The sequence below is a fragment of the Microbacterium pratiae genome (genome assembly GCF_047302165.1).
In the GTDB taxonomy this organism is placed as follows: Bacteria; Actinomycetota; Actinomycetes; order Actinomycetales; family Microbacteriaceae; genus Microbacterium.
The window spans coordinates 1722466-1745163 of sequence record NZ_CP154843.1 but is presented as its reverse complement, the minus strand read 5'-3'; the positions used below and the strand labels follow the sequence as shown (position 1 = coordinate 1745163).

At 70.5% G+C, this 22698-nt stretch carries 23 protein-coding genes; 4 read left to right on the top strand and 19 right to left on the bottom strand.

Annotated features, from left to right (window positions below; translation table 11 throughout):
- Positions 1 to 51: 51 nt before the first annotated feature.
- From hisH to AA0Y20_RS08125, 4 genes are all read right to left on the bottom strand, one after another.
- Positions 52 to 714 (bottom strand): imidazole glycerol phosphate synthase subunit HisH, encoded by a 663-nt coding sequence (gene hisH, locus AA0Y20_RS08140; RefSeq protein ID WP_412938639.1) that lies wholly within the window; start codon positions 712 to 714, stop codon positions 52 to 54.
- Positions 711 to 1316, bottom strand: coding sequence for an imidazoleglycerol-phosphate dehydratase HisB (hisB, locus tag AA0Y20_RS08135; protein ID WP_412938637.1), 606 nt, complete (start codon positions 1314 to 1316; stop codon positions 711 to 713). Before hisB ends, hisH begins: the two co-directional genes overlap by 4 nt.
- Positions 1313 to 2398, bottom strand: coding sequence for a histidinol-phosphate transaminase (locus AA0Y20_RS08130; RefSeq protein WP_412938636.1), 1086 nt, complete (start codon positions 2396 to 2398; stop codon positions 1313 to 1315). Before AA0Y20_RS08130 ends, hisB begins: the two co-directional genes overlap by 4 nt.
- A 71-nt stretch (positions 2399 to 2469) precedes the next feature.
- Positions 2470 to 2826 (bottom strand): LysM peptidoglycan-binding domain-containing protein, encoded by a 357-nt coding sequence (locus AA0Y20_RS08125; protein ID WP_412938634.1) that lies wholly within the window; start codon positions 2824 to 2826, stop codon positions 2470 to 2472.
- A gap of 256 nt (positions 2827 to 3082) precedes the next feature.
- Here AA0Y20_RS08125 and lexA point away from each other — a divergent pair, with 256 nt between their 5' ends.
- Complete coding sequence (gene lexA, locus AA0Y20_RS08120) at positions 3083 to 3748, top strand: transcriptional repressor LexA (protein WP_412938632.1); 666 nt, start codon at positions 3083 to 3085, stop codon at positions 3746 to 3748.
- Between the two features lie 69 nt (positions 3749 to 3817).
- Positions 3818 to 5734 carry a prolyl oligopeptidase family serine peptidase gene (locus AA0Y20_RS08115; protein WP_412938630.1) on the top strand — a complete coding sequence of 639 codons (1917 nt, stop codon included), beginning with the start codon at positions 3818 to 3820 and terminating at the stop codon, positions 5732 to 5734.
- A gap of 148 nt (positions 5735 to 5882) precedes the next feature.
- Here the strand turns inward: AA0Y20_RS08115 and hflX are convergent, their stop codons facing one another.
- The gene (hflX, locus tag AA0Y20_RS08110; protein WP_412938629.1) at positions 5883 to 7400 is read right to left on the bottom strand and encodes a GTPase HflX; all 1518 of its coding nucleotides are present in this window, start codon (positions 7398 to 7400) and stop codon (positions 5883 to 5885) included.
- Between the two features lie 85 nt (positions 7401 to 7485).
- Between hflX and AA0Y20_RS08105 the strand changes: the two genes are divergently transcribed.
- Positions 7486 to 8127: a class I SAM-dependent methyltransferase gene (locus tag AA0Y20_RS08105; protein ID WP_412938627.1), complete on the top strand. Its 642-nt coding sequence runs from the start codon at positions 7486 to 7488 to the stop codon at positions 8125 to 8127.
- A 24-nt stretch (positions 8128 to 8151) separates the two neighbouring features.
- On the opposite strand, the gene dapF is transcribed toward AA0Y20_RS08105, so the two are convergent.
- From dapF to AA0Y20_RS08065, 8 genes are all read right to left on the bottom strand, one after another.
- The gene (gene dapF / locus AA0Y20_RS08100) at positions 8152 to 9021 is read right to left on the bottom strand and encodes a diaminopimelate epimerase (protein ID WP_412938626.1); all 870 of its coding nucleotides are present in this window, start codon (positions 9019 to 9021) and stop codon (positions 8152 to 8154) included.
- A 9-nt stretch (positions 9022 to 9030) separates the two neighbouring features.
- Positions 9031 to 9489 carry a GNAT family acetyltransferase gene (locus tag AA0Y20_RS08095; RefSeq protein ID WP_412938624.1) on the bottom strand — a complete coding sequence of 153 codons (459 nt, stop codon included), beginning with the start codon at positions 9487 to 9489 and terminating at the stop codon, positions 9031 to 9033.
- The gene (gene miaA, locus AA0Y20_RS08090) at positions 9452 to 10483 is read right to left on the bottom strand and encodes a tRNA (adenosine(37)-N6)-dimethylallyltransferase MiaA (RefSeq protein WP_412938623.1); all 1032 of its coding nucleotides are present in this window, start codon (positions 10481 to 10483) and stop codon (positions 9452 to 9454) included. The genes AA0Y20_RS08095 and miaA overlap by 38 nt, the downstream gene beginning before the upstream one ends.
- On the bottom strand, positions 10480 to 12030 hold the full coding sequence (miaB, locus tag AA0Y20_RS08085) for a tRNA (N6-isopentenyl adenosine(37)-C2)-methylthiotransferase MiaB (protein ID WP_412938621.1): 1551 nt from the start codon (positions 12028 to 12030) through the stop codon (positions 10480 to 10482). Before miaB ends, miaA begins: the two co-directional genes overlap by 4 nt.
- 73 nt (positions 12031 to 12103) lie before the next feature.
- Complete coding sequence (locus tag AA0Y20_RS08080) at positions 12104 to 13846, bottom strand: choice-of-anchor G family protein (protein ID WP_412938619.1); 1743 nt, start codon at positions 13844 to 13846, stop codon at positions 12104 to 12106.
- Complete coding sequence (locus AA0Y20_RS08075; RefSeq protein ID WP_412938618.1) at positions 13843 to 14604, bottom strand: hypothetical protein; 762 nt, start codon at positions 14602 to 14604, stop codon at positions 13843 to 13845. The genes AA0Y20_RS08080 and AA0Y20_RS08075 overlap by 4 nt, the downstream gene beginning before the upstream one ends.
- Before the next feature lie 16 nt (positions 14605 to 14620).
- Complete coding sequence (locus AA0Y20_RS08070) at positions 14621 to 15226, bottom strand: signal peptidase I (protein WP_412938617.1); 606 nt, start codon at positions 15224 to 15226, stop codon at positions 14621 to 14623.
- 5 nt (positions 15227 to 15231) lie between these two features.
- Entirely contained in the window at positions 15232 to 15921 is a 690-nt protein-coding gene (locus tag AA0Y20_RS08065) for a SipW-dependent-type signal peptide-containing protein (RefSeq protein WP_412938616.1), read from the bottom strand.
- Between the two features lie 292 nt (positions 15922 to 16213).
- On the opposite strand from AA0Y20_RS08065, the gene AA0Y20_RS08060 reads away from it, so the two are divergent.
- Positions 16214 to 18790, top strand: coding sequence for a LuxR C-terminal-related transcriptional regulator (locus AA0Y20_RS08060; RefSeq protein WP_412938615.1), 2577 nt, complete (start codon positions 16214 to 16216; stop codon positions 18788 to 18790).
- Between the two features lie 22 nt (positions 18791 to 18812).
- On the opposite strand, the gene AA0Y20_RS08055 is transcribed toward AA0Y20_RS08060, so the two are convergent.
- The 6 genes from AA0Y20_RS08055 to pgsA form a co-directional block, all read right to left on the bottom strand.
- Positions 18813 to 19520, bottom strand: coding sequence for a regulatory protein RecX (locus AA0Y20_RS08055; RefSeq protein WP_412938614.1), 708 nt, complete (start codon positions 19518 to 19520; stop codon positions 18813 to 18815).
- Positions 19517 to 20569, bottom strand: a complete 1053-nt coding sequence (recA, locus tag AA0Y20_RS08050; protein ID WP_412938613.1) for a recombinase RecA — start codon at positions 20567 to 20569, stop codon at positions 19517 to 19519. Before recA ends, AA0Y20_RS08055 begins: the two co-directional genes overlap by 4 nt.
- A 282-nt stretch (positions 20570 to 20851) precedes the next feature.
- On the bottom strand, positions 20852 to 21076 hold the full coding sequence (locus AA0Y20_RS08045; RefSeq protein ID WP_412938612.1) for a DUF3046 domain-containing protein: 225 nt from the start codon (positions 21074 to 21076) through the stop codon (positions 20852 to 20854).
- Positions 21077 to 21091: 15 nt separating this feature from the next.
- Positions 21092 to 21412: a helix-turn-helix domain-containing protein gene (locus AA0Y20_RS08040; RefSeq protein WP_412938611.1), complete on the bottom strand. Its 321-nt coding sequence runs from the start codon at positions 21410 to 21412 to the stop codon at positions 21092 to 21094.
- Between the two features lie 157 nt (positions 21413 to 21569).
- Positions 21570 to 22115: a CinA family protein gene (locus AA0Y20_RS08035; RefSeq protein ID WP_412938609.1), complete on the bottom strand. Its 546-nt coding sequence runs from the start codon at positions 22113 to 22115 to the stop codon at positions 21570 to 21572.
- Entirely contained in the window at positions 22112 to 22684 is a 573-nt protein-coding gene (gene pgsA / locus AA0Y20_RS08030) for a CDP-diacylglycerol--glycerol-3-phosphate 3-phosphatidyltransferase (RefSeq protein ID WP_412938608.1), read from the bottom strand. The genes AA0Y20_RS08035 and pgsA overlap by 4 nt, the downstream gene beginning before the upstream one ends.
- Positions 22685 to 22698 lie beyond the last annotated feature (14 nt).

Below are 22698 nucleotides of genomic sequence, written 5' to 3'. Positions count from 1 at the left end.
TCCAGGGGTGTCGGGATGCACGCTCGTCCACGCGAGCGCACCAGAGGGAGACTAGTGGCGCGGCAGGGCGCCGATCCAATTGGAGAGCAGTCGGATGCCGGCGGCGCCGGACTTCTCGGGGTGGAACTGCGTGGCCGAGAGCGGCCCGTTCTCGACCGCGGCGAGGAACGGCGAGCCGTAGTCGCACCAGGTCAGCACCGGCTCGGCGAAGGGCTTCATGACCTCGAGCGACCAGTCCTGGGCACCGTAGGAGTGGACGAAGTAGAAGCGCTCGTCCTCCAGGCCGTCGAACAGGGTCGACCCCGCACCCGCACGCACGGTGTTCCAGCCCATGTGCGGAAGCACCGGCGCCTGCAGCTCGGTGACGGTGCCGGGCCACTCGCCGAGGCCCGGGGTGTCCTCACCGCGCTCCACGCCGTTGCCGAACATGATCTGCATCCCGACGCAGATGCCGAGCACAGGACGTCCGCCGGCCAGGCGACGCTCGATGATCTCGTCTCCGCGGCTCTCGCGCAGCGCGGTCATCACCGCGCTGAACGCGCCGACGCCGGGCACGAGAAGCCCGTCGGCATCGCGGATCAGGCCCCGGTCCGACGTCAGACGAGCGTCGGCCCCCGCGGCGGACAGCGCCTTGACGGCCGAGTGGACATTGCCCGACCCGTAGTTGAGGACGGCGACGAGCGGCGCCCTCTCGGTCGTGTCGCCCTCGGTCATAGGGCGCCCTTCGTGCTGGGGATGCCGTGCACGAGCGGGTCGAGGGCTTTCGCCTGACGGAATGCGCGCGCGAAAGCCTTGTACTCCGCCTCGGCGATGTGGTGCGGATCGCGACCGCCCAGCACCGTGACGTGCATCGTGAGGCCCGCGTTGAAGGCGATGGCCTCGAAGGTGTGCCGCACGAGCGCCCCCGTGAAGTGTCCGCCGATGAGGTGGTACTCGTAGCCCTCGGGCTCGCCCGTGTGAACCAGGTACGGACGCCCCGAGATGTCGACGACGGCTTGAGCGAGCGCTTCGTCGAGGGGGACGAGGGCGTCGCCGTATCGGGAGATGCCGGACTTGTCGCCCAGCGCGGACCGCAGCGCCTGCCCGAGCACGATCGCGACGTCCTCGACCGTGTGGTGCGCGTCGATGTGGGTGTCGCCGGTGGCGCGAACGGTCAGGTCGGTGAGCGAGTGCTTCGCGAACGCCGTCAGCAGGTGGTCGAAGAACGGCACGGTCGTCTCGATCGTGCTGATCCCGGTGCCGTCGAGGTCGAGCTCGAGCTCGACGCTCGACTCGCTCGTGGCGCGACGGATGCTGGCCGTTCGGGGGCTGGTCATGCCCCCGAGTCTATCGAGGCGAGTGCCTCGAGGAACGCGGTCGTCTCGTCTTCCGTACCGGCGCTGACGCGCAGGCTGTGCGGGATGCCGACGTCGCGGACCAGGATGCCGCGGTCGTAGAGCGCCTGCCAGGTGGCCGCCGGATCGTCGATGCCGTCGAACAGCACGAAGTTCGTCCAGCTCTCGTAGGAGTGATAGCCGAGGGCGTCGAGCGTCGCCGACATCCGGTCGCGCTGCGCCACGATCTCGTCCACCATGCGCAGCATCGTCGTCGAGTGGGACAGGGCAGCGGTCGCCGCCGCCTGGGTCAGGGCACTCAGGTGGTACGGGAGACGCACGAGACGCAAAGCGTCGATCAGCGTCGGGTCCGCCGCGAGGTAGCCGACACGCGCGCCGGCGAAGGCGAACGCCTTGCTCATCGTGCGCGAGACCACGAGCCGCTCGCGCTCACCGAGCAGCGTCAGGGCGGAGGAGCTCTCTCGCGGGGCGAACTCCTGGTAGGCCTCATCCACGATCACGATGCCGTCGGTCGCGTCGTAGACCGCCGCGACGACATCGAGGCCGAGAGGTGTGCCGGTGGGGTTGTTCGGGGCGCAGAGGAAGACGACGTCCGGGCGCAGCTCGGCGACCTGGGCTGCGGCGGAGGCCGGATCGAGCGTGAAGTCGGGGCCGCGCGTACCGGCGACGTACTGCGCGCCTGTCGCGCGGGTCAGCAGCGGGTACATGGAATACGTGGGGCCGAAGCCCATCGCCGTCCGGCCGGGTCCGCCGAAGGCTTGGAGCAGGTGCTGGAGGACCTCGTTCGACCCGTTCGCCGCCCAGATGCGGTCGGACGTCAGGCCGTGGCCGAGGTACTCGGCGAAGGACTCGCGCAGGTGTGTGAACTCGCGATCCGGATACCGGTTGACGTCGCGCAGGGCACGAGCCACGGCATCCAGGATGTCGTCCGCTACCTCTTCGGGAACGGGGTGCGTGTTCTCGTTGACGTTCAGCGCGACCGGGAGCGGCGCCTGCGGGGCACCGTACGGGGTGAGGCCTCTCAGATCGTCTCTGAGGGGCAGATCATCCAGACTCGGGCTCATCCCACCCATGCTAGGCCGCGCGGGAGGTTGTCATGGCCGCAGCGCTCGGAACGGCGCGACGGACGCCGACGTCAGCTGGCGGCGTACTCGGCGGGGATGGCGAGAGTCTGGCCGGCCTCGAGCTGACCGGAGCCGAGCGCGTTGAGACGAATGATCGCGTCGACGACGTCGCGCGGGTCGGCCGCCGGGGCCACCTCTTCTGCGATGGACCACAGGGACTCGCCGGACATGACGGTCACGGTCGTGAACGACCCCGCCGGAGCGCCGGCCTCGTTGGAGGCGAGTGCACCTCCGCCGGAGAGCACGGCCGCGGTGACCGCGACGACCGCCGGAAGAGCGGCGATCGTGGCGACGACGCGGCGTCCGCGGCGCGTCAGACGCAGGCGGGTACGGGGGGCCGGTGCGAAGCGGGCATCGATCGTAGTCATGACATCTCCTCGGGAGCGGTAGGAAGATTCGCCCCCGCCTCTCGGCCGGGAGAGACGGGTGCGAACTTCGGTTCCGAACGTATCTTCGATATTGTGTGGTGTCAACCACCCACCGAAATCGGAGACCGATCGAAGAGACACGCGGAGCGTTCCGTGATGTCGCCGTCGTATCGGGCTACCTTTTCGACAGCGAGAGCCCACCACGAACCTCCGACATCGGGTCGGGGACGGGGCGCGACGACAGGAGACCGGCGGTATGAGCGAGAAACCGCAGACGCGACGACGCAAGAATCTGAGCGACAAGCAGCTCGCGATCCTCGAGGTGATCCAGCACGCGATCGCCCGAAACGGCTACCCGCCGAGCATGCGCGAGATCGGCGACGCCGTGGGGCTCAAATCGCTGTCCAGCGTCACGCACCAGCTGAACCAGCTCGAGCTGAGCGGGTACCTCCGCCGCGATCCCGGCAAGACCCGCGCGATGGAGGTCCTGATCGATCTCCCGGGGACGTCGGGCGAGAACCCTGCCGACGCCGCGCCCTCCGTCGGCGACGCCGCCCTCGTGCCGCTCGTGGGCCGGATCGCCGCCGGCGTCCCGATCACCGCCGACCAGCAGGTCGAGGAGATCTTCCCGCTCCCGCGTCAGCTCGTCGGCAAAGGCGAGCTCTTCATGCTCAAGGTCGTCGGCGACTCGATGATCGACGCCGCCATCTGCGACGGCGACTGGGTGGTCGTGCGCACGCAGGCCACCGCCGACAACGGCGAGATCGTGGCGGCCATGCTCGACGGCGAAGCGACCGTGAAGACGCTCCGTCAGCGCGACGGCCACACCTGGCTCCTCCCCCGCAACTCCGCCTTCGAGCCGATCCTCGGCGATGACGCCACGGTCCTGGGCAAGGTCGTGGCCGTCCTCCGCACCGTCTGACGCGCACCGGCGCGGCATCCTCTCCCGTCGTCTCGTCGTGGGATGCCGCGCCTCGCGTAGCGTGGCGGTATGTCGCAGCAACTCCCCTACGGTTCCTGGCCCTCTCCCCTGACCGCCGCGTGGGCGAGCGCATCGTCGCTGCGCCTCGACGGAGCGAGCTTCGCCGGCGACGAGGTCTGGTGGGGTGAGTCTCTGCCGGACGAGGCGGGCCGCGTCGCCGTCAAGCGACGCCGCTCGGACGGCACGGTGGAGGTCGTGCTGCCGGCACCCTGGAACGCGCGGTCCCGCGTCCACGAGTACGGTGGCGGCGCCTGGACGGTCTCCGATGAGGGCGTGCTGTTCTTCGTCGACAAATCCGACCAGCGCGTCCGGCGTCTTAGCCCGGGCGGCGAGCCCGAGGCGCTCACTCCCGACGAGGAGGGCACCCACTTCGGCGGCCTCCGTTGGCAGAGCGGCACGCTGCTCGCGATCCGCGAGCGCGAGCGACCCGGCGCGACACCCGAGCGGCACGTCGTGCGCATCGACGGGGCAGGCGACGCCGCGGGGGCCGCAACGTCGGATGTGACCGAGCTCGCCGGCGGCAGCGACTTCGTCGCCCAGCCCGCGCTATCGCCCGACGGCGCACGCCTCGCGTGGGTGGCCTGGGATCACCCCGACATGCCGTGGGACCGCACCCGCATCCGCGTCGTCGATCTCGCCACACCCGACCGCGTGAGTGAGGTCGCCGGCGGGAGCACAGCGGCCCTGCAACCGGAGTGGACCGCGGACGGCGACCTCCTGCTCATCGATGAGCCGACAGGGCGCTGGAACCTCTACCGCGTGGATCCCCGGGCCGAGTCCGCACCCACGGCCGTCTCACCCGCCGATGCCGACACGGGCGGCGGGCTGTGGGTGCTCGGAAGCCGCTGGTACGCCCCACTCGACGACGGACGCGTCGTCGCCGTCCGCACCCATGGGTCGGATCAGCTCGTCATCGTCGACCGGGATGGGGGCGCGGTGCCCCTCCCGTTCCCGGCGACCGCTCGGCTTCAGATCGAGGATGTCCGGGGCGGCGGGGCCCTCGTCAGCGGCACCATGCCCGGTGCGACGGGCCTGTGGCTCGTCGACCTCGACGACGGCGAGGTCACCGCGGTGCGGGGCGGCGCTCCCGAGGTCGACGAGGCATGGATCCCCCACGCCCGACAGCTGACGACCGAGGGACCCCACGGCCCCGTGCACGCCTTCGCATACCCGCCGACCAACCCCGACGTCACCGCCGCGGCCGACGAACTGCCGCCGTACGTCGTCTGGGTCCACGGCGGCCCGACCTCGCACGTGGGTGGCACCGCGGACAGCAAGGTCGCCTACTTCACGAGCCGCGGGATCGGCGTGCTCGACGTCAACTACGGCGGTTCCACCGGATACGGCCGCTCCTACCGTGAACGCTTGAAGGGGCAGTGGGGCGTCGTCGACGTCGACGACGTCGCCGCAGCGGCACGGGGGCTCGCTGGCGACGGACTCGCCGACCCGTCACGTCTCGCGATCGAAGGCGGCTCCGCGGGCGGCTGGACGGTCCTCGCCGCGCTCGTCGGAACGGATGTGTTCGGCGCCGGCGTCTCACGGTACGGCGTGGGCGACGCGCGCGCCCTGGCGGCCGAGACGCATGACTTCGAGGCGCGCTACCTCGATGGGCTGATCGGCCCGCTCCCCGAAGCGGAGGACGTCTACATCGAGCGGTCGCCGCTGAGCCGCGCCGAGAGGTTCCGGGTGCCGCTGCTGCTGTTGCAGGGCGACGAGGACGCCGTCGTGCCCCCGGCGCAGGCGGAGGCCATCCGCGATGCTCTCGTCGCGCAGGGCGTGCCTCACGCCTACGTCCTGTACGCGGGCGAGGGACACGGATTCCGACGCACCGAGACCATCGTCCACGCCCTCGAGAGCGAACTGGCCTTCCTCGGTCAGGTCTTCGGCTTCGACACTCCCGGCGTCGCGCCGCTCGAGCTCGGCTGAAACCGGCTACCGACCCGACGGCGTCGATACATCCGTCGGGTCGGTGGTGCTGGTGAGGCGCCTGCCATCAGCCGACACGACTCCCGCACCGCAGGTCCTGCGGGTGTATCGCAGACGGGCGGGCGGTCGGACGGCGTGCGGGCGGAGGTCAGACGGCGTACGGCGCGAGCTCGGCCGCGAGGCGCTCGGAGACGTGCGCGTGCACGGCCGTGCCGTCCTCCTCGTGCGAGGTCGCGACGATGTGGCCGCTCTCGTGCACGGCCGAGATCAGGTCGCCCCGGTCGTACGGCACCAGGGCGCGCACCTCGACCGCGGGCAGCGGCAGTGCGTCCTCGATCGCGGCGCGAAGCTCCTCGACGCCCTCGCCGGTCCGTGACGACACGAAGTGCGCCGTCGGCTCAAGTCCGCGCAGCAGCAGCCGCGCATCGTCGTCGACGAGGTCGGCCTTGTTGAACACGACGAGCTCGCGCGTCGCGCGGGCGCCCACGTCGCCCATCACGTCGCGGACCGTCGCGAGCTGCGCGGCAGGATCGGGGTGCGATCCGTCCACGACGTGCACGATGACGTCCGCACCCGACACCTCTTCGAGCGTCGACCGGAAGGCCTCGACGAGCTGATGCGGCAGATTCCGCACGAAGCCGACGGTGTCGGTGAGCGTGAAGACGCGACCGTCGGCGGCCTCGGCCCGGCGCACCGTGGCGTCCAGCGTCGCGAACAGCGCGTTCTCGACGAGCACGCCCGCGCTCGTCAGACGATTCAGCAGGCTGGACTTGCCGGCGTTGGTGTACCCCGCGATCGCGACGGAGGGGATCGTGTTGCGACGACGCTCGGCACGCTTCGCCTCACGCGACGGCGCGAACTCGCGGATCTGCTTGCGTAGCTGAGCCATGCGGGTCCGGATGCGGCGACGGTCGAGCTCGATCTTCGTCTCACCGGGCCCGCGCGAGCCCATGCCCGCGCCGCCGGCACCGACCTGGCCACCGGCCTGACGGCTCATGGACTCACCCCAGCCGCGCAGACGCGGGAGCAGGTACTCCAGCTGCGCGAGCTCGACCTGGGCCTTGCCCTCGCGGCTCTTCGCGTGCTGGCTGAAGATGTCGAGGATGACGGTCGTGCGGTCGATGACCTTGACCTTCGCAACATCCTCGAGGGCGCGCCGCTGGCTCGGTGCGAGCTCGGTGTCGGCGATCACGGTGTCGGCGCCGACCGCGGCGACGAGGTCACGCAGCTCGGCGGCCTTGCCGCGTCCGATGTAGGTGGCGGGGTCGGGATGCGGTCGGCGCTGCAGCACGCCGTCGAGAACCACCGCGCCGGCAGTCTCGGCCAGCGCCGCGAGCTCGCGCAACGAGTTCTCGGCATCCTCTTGCGATCCCTGGGGGTACACGCCGACGAGCACGACGTTCTCGAGTCGCAGCTGCCGGTACTCGACCTCGGTGACGTCTTCGAGCTCGGTGGACAGGCCCGGGACGCGGCGCAGCGCAGCGCGCTCCTCGCGGTCCCACTGGTCGCCGTCGGTGTCTCCGTACGCGACGGTCGCCTCGTCCTGCAGCGCCTGCGCGCCACCGAAGACGCGGATCGACGAGCGCGTCTCCGCGCTCGCGAGCACGCGATCGACCGGGTCCACCGCGATGTCGCCGTCGCCGTCGGGGGTGGTGATTTGCGTCATAACTCTCTTCCCGGGATGCCCGTGCCCGGGCATCCGTGAATTCTAGTCTCCCGCCGGTACGTCCGGCTCCGATACGCTCGGATGCATGGGGAGCGATCACTACTTCAGCGCGTCCCCGTCCAGCGAACAGAACCTCCGTCGCATCCGCGTGACCCTCGCGGGCCATGCCGTCGAGGTCACGACCGCGGGCGGGGTGTTCAGCCCTGACCACGTGGATTCGGGCACAGGGGTACTTCTAGCCAACACCCCGCCGGCACCGCCCGGTGGGGATTTCCTCGACCTCGGCTGCGGCTGGGGGCCGATCTCGCTGTCGCTGGCTCTGGAGTCGCCTCACGCCACGGTGTGGGCCGTCGATGTCAACGAACGGGCCCTCGACCTGGTGCGACGCAACGCCGCGGATCTGGGACTCGATAACGTCAACGCTGTTCTGCCCGACGATGTTCCCGACGACGTCGTGTTCCGGACCATCCGGTCGAACCCGCCGATCCGCGTCGGCAAGAACGAGCTGCACGGGATGCTGCAGCGGTGGATCCCCCGTCTCGCCGAGCGCAGCGACGCCTGGCTCGTCGTGCAGCGCAACCTCGGGTCCGACTCGTTGCAGCGCTGGCTGGCCTCGACCTTCGACGACGGGTACAGCGTCTCTCGGGCCGCGACCGGTCGCGGCTTCCGCGTGCTGCGTGTACGCCGCCACGGCACGCCGCCGACCGGGGCGATCGAGCTGCCCTGACTCGCCGGCGTGAGCCGCGACGCATCAATCGGCGAGGGTGACCTGCCCCGAGAACACCAGCGTGGCGGGCCCGGAGAGCAGCACGTGCTCGCCGTCGGCCTGACGCACGACGCGCACGCCCAGCGTGCCGCCCGGGACGTCGACCGTCCACCGGTCCGGCGCCGCCGCGCCCGCCCAGTGGCGGACGGCGAGTGCGGATGCCGCGACCCCCGTGCCGCACGAGAGGGTCTCCCCCACCCCGCGCTCGTGGACACGCATCCGGATGGCGCCGATCCCGTTCTGCACGAGCGGCTCGGCGGGGACGACGAACTCGACGTTGGCCCCGGCGGCGGGGCGCGGCTCGAGGGCCGGCTGCGTCGTCAGGTCGAGCGCATCGAGCTCGTCCTCGCCCGCGAGCGCGACGACGACGTGGGGATTGCCGACGTCGATCGACTGCCCGGGCCGCGCGACACCGAGCCCGCGGGCGCGGACCAGAACGTCGCCGTCCTCGGCGCGCCAGAGCCCGAGATCGACTTCGAAGCCGTTGTCGGCACGGGTGATCGTCTTGACGCCGGCGCGCGTTCCGATGCGGAGCCCGGAATCGATCGTCGCGAGGCCCGCGTCGGCCAGGTAGCGCGCGAAGACACGGGTCCCATTGCCGCACATCTCCGCCTTCGAGCCGTCGGCGTTGCGGTAGTCCATGAACCACTCGGCGCCGGAGGCGGCGGCATCCGCCCCCTCGGCGATCGCGGCCGATCGGACGACCCGCAGCAGACCGTCCGCGCCGATGCCGACGTGGCGGTCGCAGAGCGCAGCGACCTGCGCGTCGCTGAGCTCGAGCTCGCCGTCCGGGTCGGCCAGGATCACGAAGTCGTTGCCGGTGCCATGCCCCTTGGTGAACGCGAGAGTCGCCATGAGCCCAGCTTAGGCGGGGCCGCCCGGACCATCGACGACGAGGCGTTTGCCGGTCGACCACACGGTGAACGGCTCGTAGCCGAGTTCGTCGTAGAAGCCGCGCACGGCCTCGTTCTCGGCCCGCACCATGAGCTGCACCTTCGGGCATCCCATGGCTTCGAGCCGGCGCTCGGCCTCCGCGACGAGCGCGCGTCCGACGCCCAGGCCACGGTGCGAGGGCGCCGACGCGAGGTAGTAGAGCCAGCCGCGGTGTCCGTCATAACCGGCCATCACGGAGCCGACGACAGCCTCCGCCGTCCCGTCGACAGGCTGATCGACGGCGACGAGGAACAACTCGGGCTGAACCGTGAGCTTCCGCCTGATGTCGGCACGCGGATCGTTCCAGGGGCGGGTCAAGCCGACCTCGTGCCAGAGCTCGACGACGACATCCTCATCGGATGCCGCGAACGCACGCACCGTGATCGTCATGATTCCCCTCCTCCGACACCGCGGGCCGTGCCCCCGCGACGGATGCCGCATCGACGATCGATCCCGCGTCGATCTCGCGCGGGTCGACCCACTCCACATCCTCGTACCGCTTGAACCACGACACCTGGCGGCGCGCATAGCGCCGCGTGAGAGCCTGCGTCTCGGCGATGGCTTCGCTCTCGCTCATGTCGCCGCGCAGCTGGGCGAGCGCCTGGGCGTAACCGATCGCACGGCTCGCGGTGGGGCCGTGCTCGAGCCCCTGTCGTCGCAACGCCTCGACCTCGTCGAGCAGCCCGTCGGCCCACATGCGTTCGACGCGCACGTCGAGCCGCGGCACGAGCTCATCGCGCGGCACGGCGGTACCGATGATCCGTGTCCCGGACGACCAGAGCGCGGGCGCCTCGGGCAACGCGCCGCCGTGCGTCTGCCCGCCCTGGGCGAGCACCTCGAGTGCCCGCACGATGCGCCGGCCGTTCCGCGGATCGATGCGATCGGCCGCCTCCGGGTCGGCCGCGCGCAGGCGCGCGAACAGGTGCCCTGTGCCGTCTCGTTCGAGTTCTTCCTCGAGGCTCGCGCGCAGCTGTTCGTCGCGGGGTGGGAAGCGGAAGTCGAACAGGACGCTCGACGCGTACAGCCCGGAACCGCCGACGAGGATCGCATCGGCACCTCGGCCGTGGATCTCTTCGATGGTCCGGCGGGCGACGTCCTGATACCAGGCGACGGCGGCCTCCTCCGAGACGGCGAGCGCGTCGAACAGATGGTGCGGGATGCCGCGACGCTCGCTCTCGGGGATCTTCGCGGTGCCGATGTCCATACCGCGGTAGAGCTGCATCGCGTCGACGTTGACGATCTCGGCCGGCCGTCCGCGGTCGTCGAGCGCTTCGGCGAGGTCGAGCGACAGACCGGTCTTGCCGGTGCCCGTCGCCCCGAGGACAGCCCACAGGTACGGCACCGTCTCAGCCGGAGCGGAGCCCGGAGCCGGCGCCGCGGTCACACGCCGACGCGCAGGGACGGCAGACCGAGCGACACCGAGCGCGGGCCGGCGTCTGTCGATGCCGGGGACGGCACACCGCACGACTCGGCGAGCGACCGGTCCCATGCGTCGCCGGCTCGAGTGCGCCGGATGCGCAGCGGCGACCCGTCGGTGCTGTCGGCGAGCAGGTGGAACGGGGCGGCGTGCGTGACCGTCACGGTGACGACGTCTCCCGGGCGGGGCGTCTCGGAGCCGTCGGGCAGTTCGAAGTGCACGAGGCGGTTGTCCTCCGCGCGTCCGGTGAGGCGGTGCGTCTCGGCGGCCTTCTTGCCCTCCGCCGACGACACCAGCACCCGGACCTCGCGGCCGACCTGCTTCTGGTTCTCCTCCAGGGCGATCCGGTCCTGCAGGGCGACGAGGCGCTCGTACCGTTCCTGCACGACCGCCTTCGGCACCTGGTCGGGCATCGTCGCTGCAGGCGTGCCCTCGCGGATCGAGTACTGGAAGGTGAACGCGCTCGCGAACCGCGCCTGCTCGACCACCCGCAGCGTGTCTTCGAAGTCGGCGTCGGTCTCACCCGGGAACCCGACGATGATGTCGGTCGAGATGGCGGCGTGCGGGATGCGCTCGCGGACGCGGTCGAGGATGCCGAGGAACTTCGAGCTGCGGTACGACCGGCGCATCGCCTTGAGGATGCTGTCGGAGCCCGACTGCAGGGGCATGTGCAGCTGCGGCATGACGGCGGGCGTCTCGGCCATCGCGTCGATGACGTCGTCGGTGAAGGCCGCCGGGTGCGGACTCGTGAACCGGATGCGCTCGAGCCCGGGGATGTCCCCCGCGGCGCGCAGGAGCTTGCCGAACGCCTGCCGGTCTCCGAACTCGACGCCGTAGCTGTTGACGTTCTGTCCGAGCAGCGTGACCTCGATCGCCCCGTCGTCGACGAGCAGTCGGATCTCGTTCAGGATGTCGCCGGGACGACGGTCCTTCTCTTTGCCGCGCAGGTGGGGCACGATGCAGAACGTGCACGTGTTGTTGCAGCCGACCGAGATCGACACCCAACCGCTGTAGACCGAGTCGCGCTTCGTCGGCAGAGTCGAGGGGAATGTCTCGAGCGACTCGAGGATCTCGAGCTCGGCCTCTCCGTTGTGGCGAGCGCGCTCGAGCAGGCCGGGCAGGGCGCCCATGTTGTGGGTGCCGAAGACCACGTCGACCCACGGCGCCTTCTGCTGAACGGCGGTCTGGTCCATCTGCGCGAGGCAGCCGCCGACCGCGATCTGCATCCCCTCGCGCTTGTCCTTGACCGACTTCAGGTGTCCCAGCGTCCCGTAGAGCTTGCCGGCCGCGTTGTCGCGCACGGCGCAGGTGTTGATGACGATGACATCGGCCTCGGTACCGGGGTCGGCGGGAAGGTACCCCGCGCTCTCGAGCGAGCCCGAGAGACGCTCGGAATCGTGGACGTTCATCTGGCAGCCGAAGGTGCGCACCTCGTACGTGCGCGCGCGGCCGTCGGCGGTGCGCGCCGCGAGCGACGGCGCGATGAGAGTGGGTGCGCTCGAGGGAGTCGACATGATTCCCTCATTCTACGATCGCGCTCGTGGGGCCGACCCCGTCGGTCGGCCCCACGAGCGATCATCCGCGCCGTCAGGGTGCAGTGACCGGGCCTGCCGTCGCCGTGGCGAACGTCGCGGTAGCCACACCGCCCAGACCGTCCGCGAGGCCGAGTCGCAGTGCGGCGACGATGTACTCGGCGGTGGAGTCACCCGACGCGGCCGTGAAGGTCGCGTCGGCCGGAGCGTTGGGCTGGTCGGGCTGGACGTTGACCATCAGCGACACGACCGACGGCAGAGCGGCGACCACCGCCCCCAGGGCCGTGATGACCGCGGTCGTCGCCGACGCGAGCGTGCCGCCCAGGGTCGTGAGCGCCCCGGTGATCGTGGTCGTCGGCGTGTTGGCCAGGGTCGAGACGAGGCCCGAGCCGAGTCCCTCGATCGCCGTCAGCAACTGCGTGACGGTGGGCAGGCCCAGGGCCGCGAGCAGGGTGTTGACCGGCCCGACCGCGCCGACGGCATCCGCGTCGATCGTCAGCACGGCGGTCCCGTCCAGCAGCGCCCCGAGCGGACCGACGAACCCGACGTCCGCGCTCAGGACGTTGAGCCCCGGCAGGATACCGATCCCCGGAGCCGCCACGAGGGCTTCGAGGGCGATGGTCACCGTCGCCTCACGCAGCTCGGCGGTCACGGCGTCGACGATCTGCGTCGTCCAGTTGTCCAGCAGCGCGCCCGCTCGGTCCACGATCGGGTTGAGCACGGTGGCGTTCAGGACGATCTCCGTGTTCGGTGGCGCGTCGTTGAGCGAGGGAAGCAGAGCGTCGAGGTCGACGTCGATCGTTCCGGCCTGCAGGTCGATCGTGATCACCCCGTCGGTGAGCGGCGTGTTCAGGAGCGTCGCGACCGAGCCCAGGAGGTCGAGACCCGTGATCGAGACGTTGCCGCTGACCGTGGTCGTCAAGACACCGGGGAGTCCCGCGTCGAGCCCGGCTCCGATGGTCGATCCGATGAGCCCGCTCGGCCCGGTCAGCTGACCGACCACGCCGCCGAGGGTGTTCACCGCGGCGGTGGTCGTGCTCACGAGACTCTCCACCACCGGTGCGTCCAGCTGCAGACCGAGGCCCGCGATGCCGTAATCGCGCACGATCGCGCTCGCGGGGGCCGTCTCGCCCCAGAGCTCGTCGCGCAGCAGCGCGCATCCGTCGATCTGCGAGCTGGCCGCGACCGCGCCGATCTCGAGGTCCGCGTCGGCGATGCCGGCGACCGCCGGAAGGATGCCGCTGAGCCCGATCCGAGCGCGCGAAGGCAGGGATGCCGGCGGCGTCGAGTCCGACACGAGCACGGCGCCGGAATCGTTGACGAGCCCCGAAGCCCCGGCGACCGAACCGTCGGTGGAGACGCTCGCATACTGGTTCACGGCACCGAGCGCCGCTCCCGGCAGACCGACGGTGAAGCCGGTCAGGTCGACGTTGAGAGCACTGAGAGCGGTCACGTCGAACGGGTTGGCGTACACATAGGAATCGGGCGGAGCAGAGCCGAGATCGATCGCGTCGCTCGGCGACACGGTCGCGGCGCCCGCGCCGTCGAGGGCGAGGACCATCTGCTCGAGCTCGGCGAGGGCGTCGAGGTCGAGTCCGAGGAGCTCGCCGCTCAGGAACCGGCCGGAGGCGACGGAGGCGAAGCCGGTGCCGTCGGTGCAGTCGAGCGTCGACGTTCCGACCTCTCCGTGCACCCACTCCGAGGTGTTCCACGCGGCTGTCGTCGCCGTGACCGTCAGCGGTAGGCCCACGGCGGCCACCGCGGCGATCGCCACCGCGGATCGGGTTCGGGTCTTCATGCGCGGGCCTCCCGGCGGTGCAGGCGCAGGGCGAGGCCTGCGGCGAGGAATCCTCCGGCGAGCGCCAGGACAGCGGCCAGAGCGGACAGGTCGCCGCCGGTGGCCGGAAGACCGGGCACACCGGTTCCGGGGACCGCGGGTATAGGCGGCTGCGGCAGTGGCGGCACGGTCTCGTCGATCGCCACGGCGGTGAGGGTGAGACCGATGTCGCCGGTCAGCCCCATGAGGGTGGTGTCGGCGCGCGCCTCAGGACTGTCCTCCACCCCGAGGGTTACGAGGAGGCTGACCGGCGCGTCTGCGGCGAGGTCGGGCAGGTCGAAGGTCGGGCTGGAGAAACGGTAGTCGTCCGCCGGAGTCGCCACCGTCAACGGCTGAGCGCCCGGGGCGCAGACGGGCGCGTCGGGCAAGCCCGTCCACTCGACGGCGCAGGATTGCACGGCGACCTGAAGGCCGCGCGGGTGGGCGACGAGGTCGCCGTCCTTCCGCAGTTCGAGAGCGAGCGTCGCGCTCGACGCATCCTCGAGACGCGCCTGCACCTGCCAGGCGCGGGTGTCGCCGGGACTGAGGTCTCGGAACTCCGCGGGATAGGGATCGGCGGCGAGGACGAGGCGCCCGGGGGCGCCCGTCTCGGGCACATCCACGAGCGCTGCGTTGGCGACGCCGGCCAGCAGCACGGTGCCGGTCACCAGGAGCGCGACGGAGCCTGCGGCGGCCGTGACGACGGCTGCGCGATGACCGTGCGACGATGCACGTTTCATGTGTGGTTCTCCTTGGTCAGGTCTCGTTGACGTCGGCGTCGGCGCGCGTCGGGGTGGGCCAGAGAGCCCAGGCGATCGCGAGGGCGATCAGGATGCTGGCCGCGATCATCACGATCGGTGTCTGCGCCCACAGGACGACGGACCCGAGCCCCGGTACTGCGGCGAGGACACGCGGCGCCTCGCCGACGACGTACGTCTGGCTGTCGGCGAAGTCGTTGTCGTCTCCTTGGAGCGTCAGCTCGCGCTCGTCGGGGGCGGCCGCGACCTCGTCGATGGCGACGATGCGGTGGGTCACCGGCTGGCCGGTATCGGGGCGCGGGACCGTCACGACGTCGCCGATGCGCAGCTCGGCTGCGGCTGTCAGCTGCGACACCGCCGCCGCGCCGACCGGCATGGTCGGCGACATCGACCCGGTCACGAAAACGACGATCGACAGCCCCCAGATCCAGGCGGCGAGGAGCCAGGCGATCGTCGCGATGCCGATCACGCCCACCAGCGTGATGACGACATCGCGGATCCGGTCGAGCCGGGAGGGACCGACGGGCGCGGTTCCTCCCGGCTCGAGCAGCTCGCCGCCGTCCCGTTCCGCCTCGGCGTCGTCGGTGATGGCGTGCGTCGGCATGAGGGTCAGGACTCCGCCTGGAACTCCCAGGCCGGGGCGACGGTCAGGCCCATGTAGTCATCGATCGTCGTGCCCGGCGCGAGAGTCAGCGGGTCGGGAAGCGAGATCTCGAAGCAGTACACCTGCGTGCTGCCGGCGTCGGCATCGAGCGACTGAGCGGCGCTGCCGCCGGTCGTGGCCAGCGGGCCGTCGGCGATGAGGGTCGCCGACGCACCCGCGGCGAAGGCCGTGGCATCGCAGGCGAAAGCAGTCGCACCGGTCGCGACGCGCACGTTGAGCGCATCGAAGAGCAGTCCCCCGGCATCGTTCGTCGTGATCCCGGCCGCGGGCACGGCCGCCTGCAGTTCGACGTCGCCGGCGACCGAGTCGGGCGCCGTCCGAAGCGCCACGGCGGCGTACACCGTGTCGCCCGGAGCCAGGTCGATGGCATCCGGACCGAAGACGATCTCGCCGCCGGGGTTCGCGGGCTCGTTCACCCAATCGGCCGCGGCGGTGAAGGGTGCGACGGTGTTCTGTTCGACGGAGAACGTCGACGTACCGACGCCCGGTCCGCCGGCACCATTGCCGCCGAAGACCCATTCGGTGTCGGTCCAGGCCGCGAGCGTCGCCGTGACGCCCAGCCCCAGGGCAGCCCCGCCGGCGGCGATCGCGAAGACCTTGCGGCGGGTCGTCCCCCGTGTGGTCGCAGTGTTCATTTTCGGAGTCCCCCTCGTGTCGACCGGCCTCGTGTCAGCCGGATCCGGTGTGGTTCGAGGCGACGCTAGGGGCGGCGCCATCGCGGCGACAGCGGTTCTCCTCCGCGCCGGTGGTGAAATGCGTAGCCTCCCCGCACCCGCCGTGCTCCGCCGGGAGAAGAACCCGGGAGAATCAGTAGAGGCTCAGGGCAACCTCAGTAGTCCTGACGCCGTCTACCGATGGTCCGGGTGTCATCGTCTGGGTAGGTTGTGAGCAGAAACCGCATCTCGCTGGGGAGAGGAGCTGGGGGGCATGGCGCAGTGGGAATACTCGGGACAACAGCCACGGAGGGTCGGCGAAACGGAGGACGTCGTCGGGGACGGACGTCATCCGGATGCCGTCGCCGGGGCGCTCCTCGAGGGCCGATCAGTCGTCATGGGCGGCCCGCTCGGGTCGGGAAAGAGCTTCTTGCGCGCTCGCGTCGTGAGCGCGCTGCGTCAGCGGGGTGCCGATCCGATCGTGATTCGGGCATCGGCGGTGCTGCGGGAGTCGTACGCGAACGTCTTCGAAGCGGCATCCGACCCTCGCGCCGGCGCCCTGCTCCACGACGAGCCCGTTCCGTCCTCGACGATCCTGGTGATCGACGACGCCCAGGAGCTCGACGCGACATCCCTTGCCGTGCTCTTCCGCGCGGTCCACTCGGGACGGGCGACCGCTCTCATCGCGGTGACCGAGCCTCGGCTGCCGACGAGCCGCAGCGAGGGGGCAGCGGAGGTCATCCACGACCTGTGGCTCTCCGGCAACGCAGACCGGATCGAGCTGCTCCGGCTGTCTCCTCGCGACGCCGACCGCCTTCTGACGCTCTTCGCGCCGCACGAGCCGTTCGACAGCGTCACGCGCGCCGCGCTCCTCTGGGCAGCGGACGGATCACGGCTTCTCCTGCGCATACTCGTCGACGCCGGTCTCGCGGCGCTCGCTGAGAACCGCGATCCGATCGCCGCCATCGCCGACGGCGCGTCGCACGGCGCACTCGCCGCCGTCCTCCATGCCCACGTGCGGGATCTCGACGACGAGCAGCTCCGAGCACTGATCCTCATCGACCGGGCAGCGGGTATCACCCGCGCCGATGCGACACGGCTCGTCCCGGTCGCCGTCGTGCAGGAGCTGCGGGCAGCGGGGCTGGTTCACGACGACGGGAGCACGAATCACCGGCTCACGGCCAACCCCGTGCTCGCCCGGGCCGCCGAACGGACGCTGGGAAGAGACCGCTCGGAAGCCGTGGTCTCGGACGCCCTCGACCGGTTGCTGCGCGATGAAGGGCGCTGGTGGAGCAGACCGCTGGCGCGCCTCCTCGCAGACCGATGGGTGCGCACCACTGCGCGTCCTTCCGATCTCGACGGGGTGTCGCCGGACTTCATCGGACGCGTCGTGCTCGATGCGGCACGAGTCGCGAACGACTCCGGCGACGCTTCGGATGCCGCCGCCTACGCCTCCTGGATGAGGACCGAGGCGGCGGTGCCCGCACTGATGCTCGAACACCGATTCGCGACCGAGCGGCTCGCGCTCGGAGTCACCGAGGAATCGGTGCTCGACCTCGCCGCGAGCGAACGCCGACGGGCGCGGGCGCTCGTCTCATCACCCGCGACGGTCGGCTCGGCCGCGATTCGCGATGGCGGGGACACCGCGGTCCCCGATGCCCTGGTCCGGTCACGCCAGGCGGTTGCGGATCTCCGTCTGCGGGATGCCGTCGTCCTGACCGAGCACATTCGTCGCGATCCGAGCACGATGCTCCTGCGCGATCGCGTCGATGCCGAGTTGCTGACAGGGATGGCGCGCGCATACCTCGGCGAGACCTCGGCGATGCGTGAGGCGCTCAACCGCGCCATGCGCATGTTCATGGCCGGTGCGAGCTTCGACGACGCTCTCGACCGCCTCGCCGCGAGGTCGTACGACCTCGCATGCCGCACGGTCGCCGGCACGGATGACTCCGAGGCCGTGGATCATCTGGCCTTCGAGCGCGACATGGCCGTGCGCGCCGGCGGATCGGCACTCGCGGCCGCATCGCTCGCGGCGGTGCTGGTGGAGGTCAGACGGGGGCGGCCGCTCGCGGCGCGGCGCGAACTCCATGCCGCAGCGGAGCGTGCGCCGTTTCGCGGCGGTGAGGCGCTCGCAATGCTCGAACTCGAGACCGCGTACGGGTTGGCGCTCTACGGTCATCCGCTCGCGGCGGAGGAGACCCTCGACACGGTCGATGTGCCGCAGTCGGCGAGCAGGATCCTGCAGCACACGGCGGCCGCCACCTCATCGGTCGTGGCCGCCGCCGGCGGTCGTATCGACGAAGCACGTTCCCACGCCGCCGATGCTTGGGCCCTGAGCAGCATGTCGGATGCCGTGATGCTGCAGATTCGCGACGCGCACCGCCTCAGCGTCCTGGGGCATCCCCAGGCTGCGCAGCACCTGGTCGAGCTACGCGACGTGATCGAGCGCGTCGAGGCGCCGACCGCGCACGCCCTCCTCCAGGACGCAGAATCGGCCAACCCCGCGGCGATGGGACCCGCGATACCCGTGGAGAGACTGCTGCGGCGCCTCCGCGCCTCGCTGTCCGTCCGCGAGGACATCGACGAGACCATCGAGCCTGCGGCTTCCCTCTCGACCAAGACGCTGACCGCGCGCGAGAGTGAGATCGCGAACCTCGTCGACAAGGGCCTGTCGAACCGCGACATCGCGGAAGCCCTCTTCCTGTCGATCCGAACGGTCGAATCCCACATCTACCAGGCACGGGCGAAAGTGGGAGCGCCCACGCGGAAGGAGCTCGGGGCGATCGTCGCCCGTGATGCCCGCGCCCACCGCGAGACACCGGCTCCAACACGGATGACCGCGCGCGGATGACGGCGCGCGGTTGACGGCGCGCTCAGCCTGTCTCGTCGCCGGCCAGCGCCTGGCGAGCAGCGTCGAGGGCCACGGATCCTCGGAAACCGCGGCGCGCGAGCTGACCGTGCAGACGCCGGAGTGCCACGTCGTGCTCGAGGTCGGACATGGCCCGGGCGCGCTGCCGAGCGAACTCGAGGGCACGCTCGGCCTCATCGTCGGGCAGCGAGGCCATGGCGATGTCGATGACCTCGCGGTCGAGACCCCGGCGCGCCAGGGTCTGGGCGACCGCCGTCGCGCCCTGCGCTTTACGTCCGAGAGCTCCGTCGAGCAGCTGCTCCGCCAGGCGACTGTCGTCGAGATAGCCGTTGTCGAGGAAGATCGCGATGACGGCCTCGGTCTCGCTCTCGTCGAGATCCGCATCTCGCAGGACGTCGCGAGCCTCTCGGACCGAGAGCGACCGGCCACGGAGCCGTTTGAGCAGCGTGCGCTCGGCACGCGCACGCTGATCCGTCACGTCGGTGGGCGTCGACGCGTCCGGCTCTCGAGGAGCCGGTCGCACCGCCGGCGACGCAGCGGACACCGCGGTGCGCGGCTCACCGGTCCACGTCGTGTGCCAGCGCGCGCTGTCGTCAGATGCCCGCCCGCTCCGTGACCGCGGCTCCGAGCTGCCCGCATCCGCAGTGCCGAAGAGCGGGATGACGGGGGCGAGACGTTCTGCCTCGCCCCCGTCGCGATCCGTACCGCTCACGCCGGGCGGCGGGCCGCGAGCTCGTCCGCCTCGGACGTCGCCGCTGCTGCCGGCTGCCCGATGCCGAGCTTCTGCTTGATCTTGTTCTCGATGTCCGCAGCGATGTCGACGTTCTTGATCAGGAAGTTGCGCGCGTTCTCCTTGCCCTGACCGAGCTGCTCACCGTCATACGTGTACCAGGCGCCCGACTTCTTGACGATGCCGTGCTCGACACCGAAGTCGATCAGGCTGCCCTCGCGCGAGATCCCTACTCCGTAGAGAATGTCGAACTCGGCCTGCTTGAACGGCGGCGCCATCTTGTTCTTGACGACCTTCACGCGCGTGCGGTTACCGACGGCCTCGGTCCCGTCCTTCAGCGTCTCGATGCGGCGGATGTCGAGGCGGACCGACGCATAGAACTTCAGAGCCTTACCGCCGGCGGTCGTCTCGGGCGAGCCGAAGAAGACACCGATCTTCTCGCGCAGCTGGTTGATGAAGATGGCGGTCGTCTTGGTCTGGTTCAGGCCACCCGTGAGCTTTCGCAGGGCCTGCGACATGAGGCGAGCCTGTAGACCGACGTGCGAGTCGCCCATCTCGCCTTTGATCTCGGCCTCGGGAACGAGTGCCGCGACGGAGTCGATGACGACCAGGTCGATCGCGCCCGAACGGATCAGCATGTCCGCGATCTCGAGCGCCTGCTCGCCCGTGTCGGGCTGGGAGACCAGCAGCGCGTCGATATCGACACCCAGCTTCTGCGCGTAAGACGGGTCGAGTGCGTGCTCGGCGTCGATGAACGCCGCGATGCCGCCCGCGCGCTGCGCGTTGGCGATGGCGTGCAGGGTCAGCGTCGTCTTACCCGACGATTCCGGACCGTAGATCTCGATGATGCGGCCACGCGGGAGTCCCCCGATGCCGAGTGCCACGTCGAGAGCGATCGACCCGGTGGGGACGACTTCGACCGGTGCACGCTCGTCGGAGCCCAGGCGCATGACCGAGCCCTTCCCGAACTGACGGTCGATCTGGGCGAGGGCCGATTCGAGGGCCTTCTCGCGGTCAGCGGGTGATGGCATGGCGTGCTCCTTATGCTCGCGTTTCCGACGCCTGTAGGCTGTCGCGCTCCCGACTCGGTGCCGGAATGCTGCGACAAGGCATGGTGTGTCTCTCGACGCTGTCCACGGTACGGAGGGCCTCCGACATTCGTCGTCGGCCCACCGCATCCGGGGATCCTCGTCGAGAGGATTCACCTGTGCAGGACACTACGCCCGTTTCGAACGGATATTCGACGACACGCCGCAACATCGCGACGGCCGTCGAACACGCGACAGCCGCACCTTCGACGCGTCGTCGGTGCGTCAGCGCTCGCGCGGATCGAGGCGACCGACTCCGTAGCGGCGCGTATCGGGCACATCGGCCTCGACGCAGAGCGCCAGCCACACCGATCGCGGCGATTCCCCGGCATTCAGCGCCTGACGCGCGGTGCGGTCGCCGAGCGAGCCGAGCGCGAGGTCGTCGACGAGCGCAGGACCACGAGCGCCGAACTCCGCCGCGACGGCGCGATCGAACTCACTTCGACGCATGAAGAGAAGTGCGGATCAGCGGAGCGAGAGCTCGGGCGCGATGAGGTCGCCGTCGAGACCCGCGATGTCGTCGGGAACGACATCCGACAGCACCGGCAGCCCCTCCAGGACCGAGATGCGGTCGCCCACTTCGCGCATGATGCTCGAGATCGGAACGTCGAGCGCTTCGGCCACCGAAGCGAGGATCTCGCTCGAGGCCTCTTTCTGGCCGCGCTCGACCTCGCTCAGGTAACCGAGTGCGACACTCGCGCGACTGGCGACCTGCCGCAGCGTGCGCCCCTTCTGCAGGCGAAGGTCACGCAGAACGTCGCCGATCTCCTGTCGAACCAAGATCATCTCGGACCCCCTCCTTCGTCGTGGTGCTCGCTCGTCCCGGGTGGACAACGGTATCTCATCAGCACGTCACCCTAACCCGCCCCTGCTGTGGGTCGCATGAGAGTTGACACGCGCTGCTCACGATGACAAGAACGACGGTCGAGCCACGTGTATTCCGTCACAGCGCGTCGAGTGCCAGTCGGATCACGCGGGCCGTGGCCTCGGCCCGGATCCGGGTGCGGTCACCGTCGAGCTGCAGACTCTCGATGCGCACGCCCAACGCGGTCGCGACGGCGATGTGGACCGTGCCGACGGGCTGCCCGTCGGGTGAACCCGGCCCGGCGATCCCCGTGGTCGCGATGCCGACATCCGCCGCGGCGTCTCCGGGTCCGAGCGCGACGCGCACGCCCTCGGCCATCTGGCGCGCAACCCGCGGGTGCACCGCACCGTGCGCCTCGAGAAGCGCGCCGTCGACGTGGAGCAGTCGCTGCTTCAGCTCGGTCGCGTATGCGACCACTCCCCCGCGCAGGACGGCCGATGCGCCCGCGACCTCGACGAGCTCGGAGACCACGAGCCCGCCCGTCAGAGACTCGGCGACAGCGAGCGTCCAGCCGAGCTCGGCGAGGCGCTCGACGAGACGCTCGGCGTCGGTGCGCCGCCCCGTGGATACGAGGGTCGACTCGATGTCGTCGGGCAGATCATGCACGTGCTCGCGCGCGGTCACGATCGCCGACCGTTCCGCCGGGCGGTGCGCACGGCCGTGACGACGTAGTCGGCACCGCTCGCGACGGTCAGCAGTACAGCGATCCACATGGCGATGCCGTTGACCACGTGGATCCAGTCGCCCACGACCGTCCACAACGGCAGAAGGGCCAACGAGAGCGCGACCGCCTGCGCGACGGTCTTGAGCTTGCCCATCCATGCCGCGGCGACGACGTGATCGCCCGCGACGACGAGCCGGTGCACGGTGATGCCCAGCTCGCGGACCAGCACCACGATCGTGACGGCCCAGGGCAGCTCGCCAAGCAGCGACAGGCCGACGAACGCGAGACCGGTGAGGACCTTGTCGGCGATCGGATCGAGCAGCTTTCCGAGGTCGGTGACGATGCGGTACTTGCGAGCGAGGTATCCGTCGATGCCGTCCGTCGCGATCGCCACGATGAAGAGCACCCCGGCCCACCACCGCAGGGCGCCGTCTGCGCCGCCGTCGACGAGCAGGAGCCAGAGGAAGACGGGCGCGCACAGAATGCGCACGATCGTGATCGCGTTGGGCAGTTGCCTGGGGATCGCCACGGAGCCGAGCCTAT